Source organism: Moorena sp. SIO1F2, assembly GCF_010672755.1.
Taxonomy (GTDB): Bacteria; Cyanobacteriota; Cyanobacteriia; order Cyanobacteriales; family Coleofasciculaceae; genus Moorena.
In genome coordinates this window covers 1-10,014 of sequence record NZ_JAAHFV010000244.1, presented here as the reverse complement: position 1 = coordinate 10,014, position 10,014 = coordinate 1, and the positions used below count along the sequence as shown (strand labels likewise).

11 protein-coding genes are annotated in these 10,014 nt (G+C 43.5%); 3 read left to right on the top strand and 8 right to left on the bottom strand.

All coding sequences use genetic code 11. The features are described 5' to 3' along the window. From F6J94_RS34400 to F6J94_RS23640, 6 genes are all read right to left on the bottom strand, one after another. Positions 1-142 (bottom strand): hypothetical protein (locus F6J94_RS34400; RefSeq protein WP_367142261.1); only part of this gene is annotated, 142 nt, incomplete at its 3' end. Further along, positions 115-873 carry a hypothetical protein gene (locus tag F6J94_RS23660; RefSeq protein ID WP_293044666.1) on the bottom strand — a complete coding sequence of 253 codons (759 nt, stop codon included), beginning with the start codon at positions 871-873 and terminating at the stop codon, positions 115-117. The genes F6J94_RS23660 and F6J94_RS34400, both read right to left, overlap by 28 nt. A gap of 15 nt (positions 874-888) precedes the next feature. Beyond that, complete coding sequence (locus tag F6J94_RS23655; protein ID WP_293044664.1) at positions 889-1,746, bottom strand: trypsin-like peptidase domain-containing protein; 858 nt, start codon at positions 1,744-1,746, stop codon at positions 889-891. A gap of 12 nt (positions 1,747-1,758) precedes the next feature. After that, positions 1,759-2,103 (bottom strand): CU044_2847 family protein, encoded by a 345-nt coding sequence (locus F6J94_RS23650; protein WP_293022248.1) that lies wholly within the window; start codon positions 2,101-2,103, stop codon positions 1,759-1,761. Between the two features lie 46 nt (positions 2,104-2,149). Then, positions 2,150-2,626, bottom strand: a complete 477-nt coding sequence (locus F6J94_RS23645; RefSeq protein ID WP_293022247.1) for a DUF4112 domain-containing protein — start codon at positions 2,624-2,626, stop codon at positions 2,150-2,152. A gap of 417 nt (positions 2,627-3,043) precedes the next feature. Then, positions 3,044-4,000 (bottom strand): YihY/virulence factor BrkB family protein, encoded by a 957-nt coding sequence (locus tag F6J94_RS23640; protein WP_293022246.1) that lies wholly within the window; start codon positions 3,998-4,000, stop codon positions 3,044-3,046. Between the two features lie 200 nt (positions 4,001-4,200). Here F6J94_RS23640 and F6J94_RS23635 point away from each other — a divergent pair, with 200 nt between their 5' ends. The 3 genes from F6J94_RS23635 to F6J94_RS23625 all read left to right on the top strand — a co-directional run bounded on the left by F6J94_RS23635 (position 4,201) and on the right by F6J94_RS23625 (position 5,415). After that, positions 4,201-4,737: a hypothetical protein gene (locus F6J94_RS23635; protein WP_293022244.1), complete on the top strand. Its 537-nt coding sequence runs from the start codon at positions 4,201-4,203 to the stop codon at positions 4,735-4,737. A 122-nt stretch (positions 4,738-4,859) separates the two neighbouring features. Beyond that, positions 4,860-5,303, top strand: a complete 444-nt coding sequence (locus tag F6J94_RS23630) for a DoxX family protein (protein WP_293022242.1) — start codon at positions 4,860-4,862, stop codon at positions 5,301-5,303. Beyond that, entirely contained in the window at positions 5,266-5,415 is a 150-nt protein-coding gene (locus F6J94_RS23625) for a hypothetical protein (protein ID WP_293022240.1), read from the top strand. The genes F6J94_RS23630 and F6J94_RS23625 overlap by 38 nt, the downstream gene beginning before the upstream one ends. A 128-nt stretch (positions 5,416-5,543) precedes the next feature. Here the strand turns inward: F6J94_RS23625 and F6J94_RS23620 are convergent, their stop codons facing one another. Continuing rightward, positions 5,544-7,049 (bottom strand): tetratricopeptide repeat protein, encoded by a 1,506-nt coding sequence (locus F6J94_RS23620; RefSeq protein WP_293044662.1) that lies wholly within the window; start codon positions 7,047-7,049, stop codon positions 5,544-5,546. A gap of 92 nt (positions 7,050-7,141) precedes the next feature. Then, entirely contained in the window at positions 7,142-9,820 is a 2,679-nt protein-coding gene (gene topA, locus F6J94_RS23615) for a type I DNA topoisomerase (RefSeq protein ID WP_293044660.1), read from the bottom strand. Positions 9,821-10,014 lie beyond the last annotated feature (194 nt).

Here is a 10,014-nt window from a genome sequence, read left to right as displayed (position 1 = left end):
CTATAATCATTGTCTGGAAATTGAGTAGTGCTTCGAGTCGCCCCTGAGCAATTTCTGCTTGGTAAGGGGTGTAAGCCGTGTACCAACCAGGATTTTCTAGGATATTCCGTTGAATTACAGGTGGGGTGAACTTATAGAACAAAACAACAAAAACTTAACCCAAGAGTAATCCTGGGAAATATCTTGATGTTTTTGGTTCAAAGACTTCCAAAAATACTCAATAAACCAAGATAAAAGTCTATCATCATTTTCAGTAAGAGAATCCCAATTGGTAAAATCAAAAAAAACAATGCTTCCTCCCTGTACACTGTCACCGATCTTCTCAATAATTTTATGGATGTATTGTTGATCATTGGGATGAGGTTCAATTGGCTTAAAATAATCCGCGATCGCATTTAGCAAACTTCGCTCATCGGAAATATCAGGTCTTAAGAAGGGGTCTATAGGACAATACTTAAGTTTACCATAACTTTTGCTACTAAGATAGTATTGAATTTCTGCAACACATAAATCTCCTCGCATCAAGGAGGTATTGTCAAGTAAAAATAAAGCCAAGCCTCCTTGTTCACCTAAACAATTGTCTAGAATATAATTGACGATTTTTTTTTGGTTATGGAAGTTAATTTTAGATATTTTATTAGAAATAGTATGTTGTGGATTAGGACTAGCGGAGGAATCGCTCTTAGTTTTTAATAAATTGAGTTTATTCTCGAACTTTTTGAGTTGTTCAGAGTAGTACTGAAACTTTCTATCTAAATTTTCCAGCTGATCCAGCTCTGAAGTGAAACTCATCTCTTTTATGACATCTTCAATGCGTTGATTCCATAGATTACAAATTTTTTGTAGATTTTCGATTTCTGTGCTAGTTGTCATTTTTGAAATTTTTATCTAAAAACCCCCAAGCTCTCTGTCAATTTCTTCTATTTTTTCAAAATAGAAAGTTATTTTTTGTTCCAAATTTCGAGATTTATCTAAATCTGACGTAAACCCCATTTGCTTTCTGACCGCTTCGACGTTTTCTTCCAACTCTCTCTTTCGTTGTTCGAGAAACTTTTTCTTAGCAGGTAACAAACCTGGCTTAACTGGCTTTTCTATTTCCTGAGTTCGGATCACAATTGACTCCAAATCTGACCAAGCTTTGACTAAAATCTGTGTCGGAATCATAAACGCGACTTTTGCCTCTCGCTTGCGGTCTGCCGCAACTACCATCCCCACCACTCCCTGTAACTCTTCATTCCAAACCGGAGAACCACTAAATCCTGCTTCAATCCCGTATCCAGTTACCTTAGTATCTTCCAGTTGAAACCATTGTTTAGCATTTTGCTCCGATAATACCCCAGTTGCCCAAACTCCAAACGAAACTTTCCTAGGACAGCCAAATACTTTAAATCGATTATTTGCAAGGTTTTCTGATAATATCACCCGAGTCGGGTGAGCAGACGCAGGAAGGTGATCAAGCTTCAAAACCGCAATATCTTCTATCGCTTCTTCGGAATCTTGTAAAGGAGATACAGGATGCCAGCAAACCACCCTCGCCGAAAATTTATCTGTCGAATTAAGTAACGGAAAATCAACGTTTATTTCTCCCTCAGGGCAGCTCGGTGTCGTCCTATCAATTAATAATGCCTCTGCTACGACATGAGCACAGGTTAACGCATAGTGTTCCGATACCAGAAAGCCAATACCAACTACTTGGTCTTGATTAAAGAGCCGAATAATTGACGTCTTATGGGCATTAAAATCCATTTACTTAATCCTCTACTTGGCCTGATTCTTATTACTGCTCCATTTTAAGGTAATTTCATAGCTCACTTCGCCACCAACAGAGGCAAACACGGCTCCCGCATCTGCTGTCAATTTCAAACCAAATTTTACTTCCACTTCATCAGCAGGTTGGTTGAGGTCGCGCAATTTAGTGATCACCGCAGAAGCAACCGGTTTGATTTGATCTAGGGCTTCTTCAAAGGTCTGCCGTGCCTTTATGACTTGTTTTCCCGATCCCAGGCTGACTCGCTCAATACCACGGCTTTCTGGTTCTTCCACTTCTACCAAAAATGTAGTTCCATCCGCTAGGGAAAATTGCGCTAATTGTTTTTCTGCCATAGTTTGTGTCTTTTTACTTCCATTCAGCAACCCCAGACATTGTTGATCAGCTAGTAATTGTCCTGATCACCCAGGCTGCGATCGCAAGACTAATCCCCACAGCAACTACCAAAACTACAGCCAACCCTGACAACAGTAAGATCAGAAACAACCAATCGGATTTTTGTGGTGTTGATGATGATACATTTAGTTCTTTCTCTAACAGCTCAACATTTTTGACATTTGCCTTCCACGCCGCATCCACCAAATCCCCTAAGACCGGTATAGAACCACTAACTGTCTCAAGAAGGATATTTAGCACCATCTCCACCAAGGTAGATCGAGACACTCCCAGTCGTGCTGCTTCTACCACAATGTATGATGAAATGATAGTTGCCACAAAGTCGCCCCCCCCTGGTAACAGACCGATGATGGGATCTAAACCAATCCGATAACGTGTTCCAGGGATAGGAATAGCATTATCCAGTAGGTAGCTTACCCGACGTACACGCCTTAAGGTCGATGTTTTGCGATCATTCCTCATGGGGTTTAATAGGTTGAAGGTTGTTTGTCAGAATGCAGAATGTAGAATTTAGAATTTAGAATTTAGAATTTAGAATTTAGAAGGCAGAATTTAGAAGGCAGAATTTAGAAGGCAGAATTTAGAAGGCAGAATTTAGAAGGCAGAATGGTGAAGGCAGAATGGTGAATGGTGAAGGCAGAAGGCAGAATGGTGAAGGCAGAATGGTGAATGGTGAAGGCAGAAGGCAGAAGGCAGAAGGCAGAAGGCAGAAGGCAGAAGACAGAAGGCAGAATTCTTAATTCTTAATTCTTAATTCTTAATTCTTCATTCTTCATTCTCAATTCTTCATTCTTAATTCTTAATTCTTCATTCTTCATTCTCAATTCTTCATTCTCAATTCTCAATTCTTAATTCTCAAAAGTGTTTCAGCTCATATGATTATTTTTTGGCCTTGGCTAATTTTCTTGGTCTAGGTCTCCGATGGGATGCTTGTATTGCTTCTCCTACTATCACATTCAACTGGTCCCCTAATAACAGTACCAGAGAAGTCATGTAAAGCCAAACCTGTAAGATAATCACAGCTGTTACAGTACCATAGACTTTGTTGTAATTGGTGAAATTGGCACCAACGTAGTGCCGAAACAACCCTGAAGCCACTGCCCAGGAAATGGCTGCTAAAACTGCTCCTGGCAATATCGGTGTTCCGATCTGCCAACGGCTTGGTCCGTAGCGATAGATAAAGGCAAAGGATGCCGCCACCATACTCAAGGCTACGGGCCAGGTCAACATACTCCATAGTGTCAACAAGATTGAATATCCACTCGTATCAACGACTGTTTTTAGCACCCAGTGACTGATAAATACCAAAAAAGAGGCAATCACCAGCAGTATGATACTACCAATGGTTAAGCCCAGAGAAATCAACTTAGCTTTCCAAAAGGGTCGTTGTTGCTCTCGGGGAATGTTGTGGATGTGATCAAGGGCATTCATCGCTGCACTCAGTGCCCCAGAAGATACCCAAATGGCTATGATAAAACTCAGGGAAAATAGACTGCTATTGGTGCTGAGGTGAATCTGCTCGGTAAATTTCTCAATCGGCTCCAGTGCCTGAGCCGGACCCACTTCCTTCATCATTCTCAGAGCTTCATTCTGTGCCACTTCACTCAGCTCGGGAGGGTGGTGGTACCAGGTTAATTGTAAGGAATATTCAAACAAGCCAATCGCTGTCAGAATTGCCAAAATTGCTGGAAACAGAGCTAACATGGCGTTATATGCCATTTCAGCAGATAGACCCATTAAGCGACGTTCCATCGCACGGGTGAAAGTCTCCCTGAGGGTTACCAGATTCAGGTAACCAAAGAAACGGAAGAAAAGAAAAAAACGCTTAGATAGCATAGGTTCTGATTTCTACAGGGGCTTGCTATGAATTAATTTGCCAATTTTACCTATAGTTTGCCCATTACTAGTGTTCAGTAGTTCAATCGACACACTTTACTATTTTATTGACAGTTGACCGTTAACCACACCCCCTCAACCGTGATTAAATTTGATTATATTTTATTTGATCAGTGCCATAGCCGATGGAGTAGTTGTTGATGAGCAACAATGGGTCGCTTACCGAATGGTTAGCCCAAATCAAGGAACTGAAGCAGCAGCTGGCCGATAGCATTAAAGAGTGCCAGGCTGCGGATAAAAGTGCAGCTCATTGGCGTCAGTTATATAATACTGAAGCTCAGCAAAGGCGTATAGAAAGCCAACTCGCTCAAGAGCAAATCGAAACTCTCAAGGCTCAACTGCAAAAATTACAACAAGACGGATTTCAACTCAAATCAGATCAACTGGAGAAGGTATCGAGTATTGAGCAGAATCTGGAACAACTGCAAACGGTTGAGGAATTAAGGGCAACCCTTAAGTCGGTCATGGCAGAACGCGATCGCTTAATTGATGCCTTAAAGACTGAGCAAGCCAACCATGCTCAAACCCGGGAAAACTTAACGGTTGTGATTAGTGATACTGTTGAGCAACTGGCTAAGGAAAGAAAGAGTAAACCGTCCCAGGTAGAGGAGGTTACCGTGAGCGAGTCTTCCCCATCTCCCGATCTCCCCAGCTTCGACAATGAAGATAGTTGGTAAGCATATGCTGATAGCTGATAGCTGATAGCTGATAGCTGATAGCTGATAGCTGATAGCTTAGCTTCAGCTTTTCCATTTCCTATAATATAGCGTTATAGCGCTGATAAAAAAACCTGAAAATCATGAAAAAATACATACCACTCCTAGGGCGGATATGCCTTTGTGCTATTTTTATTAAATCTGGTATCGATAAACTATTTAACCCAACATATACTCAACAATTGATGGAATCCAAAGGGGTTCCCGGTATACTGATTATTCCCACCATCATTATACTGTTGGGGGGTGGATTATCCGTATTACTAGGCTATAAAGCTCGTTGGGGAGCATTAGCGCTAATTGGATTTTTAATTCCCACCACCTTGATTTTTCACACAGATTTCTCTAATCAAATGCAAGAAATTCAATTTCTGAAAAATCTAGGACTAATCGGTGGATTATTGATGGTAGCAACCTTTGGTTCAGGACCAGTTAGCTTTGATAACCGCAGTGTCTGGGATCGAATCCAGTTCCCCTTGTCATTAAAGAATGGCTGGCGGAGAATCTTACGTCGATCTCGGTTTTAGGGAGTCGGGAGTCTGGAAAGATAGGGAAGTGTCGGAGGTGTGGGAGGTGTGGGGAGATGGGGAGATGGGGAGATGGGGAGATGGGGAGATGGGGAGATGGCAAGTAAGATGAGCTTTTACATCAAAACAATGAGAAAAAAAGTATTTAAAGATACCAAATTAATCCCAAACTAATTCTTCCCTCTCCCCACACTCTTGTGCTCTCCCCTCTCTCTCCACACTACCCCCTCTCCCCACACTCTATTTCCTCAACTGTGTCACTAGCTTTTTAACCTCAGAACTGTTGAGGAATTGCAGAAATTCCTGGGTCAGCTGCTGCTCCTTTTGCCTAAACTCAAGAATACGGTCTTGCTGAACAGGAGTTCTTTCTGCTATCGGAATAGTAATCAGTTGATTGAGTTGTTTCCTCAGGGAAAGCTGCTGCTGTAAAATATCCTCATAGCCTGCTTTGATTTGCTCCTCCTCAGGTAAGTATGGTATTTTTTCGTGAACCCTAGTTTGAGTCTTGTCCTGATTAGACAAATCGTCTTTTTGTTCTGGCACTGGGAATAAATTTAGCACCAGTTGCGCCGACTGCACCCGTTTTTGTTGCTGCAGCAACTCAGATAAACTTAGATAGGCATTATCCAAGTTGAGTTTATAGGACTGCTTTTGCTCCTGAGACAGTTTCTCCTGAGACAGTTTAGTGACATCTTGCCCCAGGGACTGATATACATTGACTGCTTGCTTATGAAAAATAATCGCTAGTTCTGGCTGGTTTTGTGCCGCCAGTACAGCACCAATAGTCCTCAAGGTAAATGCTTCCCCAGCTTTTGAACCCACTTCCCGATGAATCACTAGGGCTTGTTGGTAGGTTAAGAATGCTTGTTCGTACTTTCCTAGGCGATGGTAAGCGATACCTAAATTATTCAGAAGCATTCCCTCTGAAATGCGATCGCTTACTTCCTTGGCAATAGTCAAGGCTTGCTGATAGGACAACTGTTCCTGTTCGTGGTTGCCTAGACGGTGGTAAACTAACCCTAGGCTATTAAGCAGTGTTCCTTGGTCTGCCTGTGACACTAAAGAATTGTTTTCCGATTTATCCAGTATTTCTCGATAGATATCGAGAGCTTGCTGGTAGTAATCCAGGGACTGGTGGTCCTGACCCAGCTTATAGTATATATTCCCCAAATTATGGAGAGTCCTGCCTTCGTAGCCACGATTGCTCACTTCTCGGTAGATGGCTAAGGCTCGTTGATAGAATTCTAGGGACTTTTGATCGTCCCCTAGGTTGGAATACGTTAACCCCAAATTATTAAGAGTACTCCCTTCCCCGGTGCGATCGCCTAATTCTCGATCAATTGCTAACGATTGCTCAAAGAACGACCGTGCTAACTGATATTGACCAAGTTCATCATGAACCCACCCAATAAAATATAGCGCTACTCCTTCTTGATAGCGATCGCCAATGTTTCGTTTAAGTTCTAGGTACTTCTGGAAGCTCTCTAAAGCCTCTTGTAATTGACCTGTACTTAACTGTTGGCGACCTTTAACATAGAGCTGCTGGGGTGGAGTGACTTGGTCAAGGCTAGTTTGGTCAAGACTAGTTTGGTCAAGACTAGTTTGGTCAAGACTAGTTTGGTCAAGACTAGTTTCGTCTTGAGCAAGAATAGGCGAAAGGGGGAATGTCAGAGAAATGAGTAAAGAGGCAGTGGTCAGCAGGAAGGATGAAGGAACATGAATAAAGGATAAGAGTTTTTGCTTCAATTCAAACTTCCTAGTTTCCACTTGACAATTGTGTTTTCACACCTTATTATATATATCCCGAGTTTAATCAGTTTGTCAGCAAGTACAATTACTTATTCACTCTCTAACTGAGCCTCTTGGTCATCTTCTTTTGTTGTCTTAGTAGTCTTCTTGGTGGATTTCCCAGAGGTTTTCTTTTTGCTAGAAGTCTTTGATTTACTGGACTTGCTACCAGATTTACTCGATGACGCCTTAGCTGCGATGAGTTCCAAGGCAGTTTCTAAGGTTAACTCCTCCATGGATTTTCCCTCTGGCAGAGAGGCATTAACTTTGCCATGGTTGACATATATGCCATAGGGACCCTGATAGATATTGACTGGCTCGCCATCTTTAGGATGAACCCCTAGTTCCCGTAAGGGTTTTTTAGTCTTGCTGCGAGAACCGCCCCTTGTCCTCTTAGGTTGTGCCAGGAGCTCTAATGCACGGTCTAGGGTAATTGTCAAGACGTTATCCTCAGCTTTGAGGGAGCGGTAATCTTTGCCCTCCTTCCCTTGGTCATGGACAACATAAGGACCAAAGCGTCCGATTGCGGTTTTAACCGGTTTGCCTGTTTCCGGATGAGGACCGAGAAGGCGGGGGAGTGCTAGGAGACCGACTGCCATTTCTAGGTGTACATCTTCCTTCTTTACCCCCTTAGGCAAGGAGACACGTTTGGGTTTTTTCTTCTTATCCTCTGTTACGTCACCTAGCTGTAGATAGGGACCATAATTGCCATTGAGGATATAAATTGGTTCACCAGTTTCCGGGTGTATTCCCAATTTGTCTGGCCCCTCCATTTTCTGCTGAATCAGTACCTGAACCTGCTCAATGTTGAGTTCAGCTGGGGTGAGGTCTTGGGGAATCGAAGCAGTAAGTACACCATTGCCATTGTTCACCTCGACATAGGGACCAAATTTCCCGATCCGGACTCTAGCATCGAGGTCTTCGAGTTCAACAGTACGGGCAACAATCGGGTCAATCTCATTAATCCTTTCCTTGACTTGGTTATCGAGACCCTTTTCCCCCAAATAAAACTTCTGCAGGTAAGGAAGCCATTGGGCTGCTCCATTGGCAATGTCATCTAAGGTGCGCTCCATGTTGGCCGTGAAGCTCGTGTCCACCAAGTCGGGAAAGTTTTGTTCGAGCAAATTAGTAACCGCAAACGCCGTAAAGGTGGGAGCAAGGGCATTTTTCAGTTTCTGAGCATAGCCTCGGTCAATGATAGTACCAATAATACTCGCGTAGGTACTGGGACGACCAATCCCCTCTTGTTCCAAGGTTTTGACCAAAGTCGCTTCCGTGTAACGGGCTGGGGGTTGGGTTTCGTGACCGATAGCTTCTAGTTCTCTACAGTTAGGATGATCTCCGACTTTCAAAGCTGGCAGAATCACTTCCTGGTTTTCTAGAGCAGCGTTGGGGTCATCAGACCCTTCCACATAAGCCCTGAGATAACCTGGGAAGTCAATGCGCTTACCGGTAGCCCGAAATCCGGCATTTTCCACTTGCAAATCAACCACAATTTGAGTTTGTCGAGCATCCGCCATTTGACAAGCAACGGTACGCTTCCAAATCAGGTCATAGACTTTAAATTCGCGATCGCTTAATCCCGTTTCTTGAGAAGTTTTGAATGTACTCCCTGCTGGACGAATGGCTTCGTGAGCTTCTTGAGCTCCTTTGCTCTTAGTGGTATACTTTCTCGGCTTGGGGCTAAGGTACTCTGCCCCGTATTTTTGTTCAACGCAGCTACGGGCTGCTGTGATCGCTTGTTCAGACAAATGTACTGAGTCTGTACGCATATAGGTAATGAAACCCTTTTCATACAGACTCTGGGCAGTCCGCATCGTATCACGAGCCGATAGTCCCAGTTTCCGGTTGGCCTCCTGTTGCAGGGTGGAGGTAGTAAAGGGGGGTGAGGGTTTCCTAGTAACAGGTCGTTCTTGTAAATTAGTAACCGTCCAGACTTTATCGTACAGGTTGTCTTTGAGTGCTTTAGCCTCCACTTCACTCAACAATTTGACCTGCCTACCTTGGATAATGTCACCTGTATTGGCATCGAAATCACTACCGGTAGCAATTTTAACCTGATCCAGGGTTACTAGCTTAGTGTCAAAGGCACTTCCTGCTTCTAGAATCCCTTTCAAATCCCAATACGTGCCCTTGCGGAAGGCACGGCGTCGCCGTTCTCGAGTTACCAACACCCGTACTGCTACAGACTGTACCCGACCAGCTGATAAGCCCCAAGCCACTTTTTTCCACAGCAGGGGTGAGAGGGTGTAGCCCACGAGTCGGTCAAGAATCCGCCTTGTTTCCTGAGCTCTTACCACCTGATCATCAATCTCACGGCAGTTTTGTAGGGCATTTTGAATAGCATCCTTAGTGATTTCGTGAAATACCATCCGCTTAGTTGGCACTTTGGGCTTTAAGATTTGTAACAAATGCCAACTAATACTTTCCCCTTCTCGGTCTTCATCCGTAGCCAAAATCAGTTCATCAGAATCTTTGAGAGCTGCTTTTAGCTGCTGGACAACCTGTTTCTTGTCTTTAGGGACCAGGTAAAGCGGTTCAAAGTCAGCGTCCACATTCACCCCAAACTTAGCCCACTTTTCCCCCTTGTATTTTTCGGGGATTTCACTAGCTGATTGAGGTAAATCACGGACGTGACCCATGGAGGCTTCGACCTGGTAACCAGAAGGTAAGTAGTTCCGAATGGTGCGAGCTTTAGTAGGAGATTCGACAATTACAAGGGTTGTCATCGGAGTTTCAACAATAGCGGCGGTGTTGAATAGTCTAATTTAAATACTATTTGTCAAAGGTCGAGGGAGTAAGCCAGTATACTTCCCCCCTACTGAGTGTGGGTATGGTTTTCCAGCATCGTGTTCCAGCATAGTTTTCCAGCATTAACGTAGAACCCCCTGATGGCAGTATAAGCTTGCCTATTAATTTCTAA